The following is a 248-nucleotide window of genomic DNA, read 5'->3' as shown; positions in this document are numbered from 1 at the left end:
CCGCGAGCCAGGGCGCACGGTCGTCCTCGTCCGGCATCAGGCCGCCGCCGAGGAGCACCAGTCCGGCGTAGCCGTCGAGAGTGGCGGGGGGCTCCTCCTCCGCTGCGACCACCGCGTCGACCGCGATGCCGCGGTCGACGAGCCAGGCCCCGAGGCGCCGCGGTCCGGAGCTCGCGGAGTTGACGACGACGAGCACGCGCGGGCTCACAGCGCTCCCTCCCGCGTCGACACATCGACGGCGGGCACCA

At 75.8% G+C, this 248-nt stretch carries 1 protein-coding gene; it reads right to left on the bottom strand.

Annotated features, from left to right (window positions below; genetic code table 11):
• Positions 1-208 (bottom strand): hypothetical protein (locus tag SB753_RS40055; protein ID WP_410805550.1); only part of this gene is annotated, 208 nt, incomplete at its 3' end.
• Between the last annotated feature and the right edge of the window lie 40 nt (positions 209-248).

This window comes from Paraburkholderia sp. SIMBA_053 (assembly GCF_046534895.1).
GTDB classification, from domain to species: Bacteria; Pseudomonadota; Gammaproteobacteria; order Burkholderiales; family Burkholderiaceae; genus Paraburkholderia; species Paraburkholderia caledonica.
Note: the sequence above shows the minus strand (reverse complement) of the source record. Positions and strands in the feature narration are given on the sequence as shown.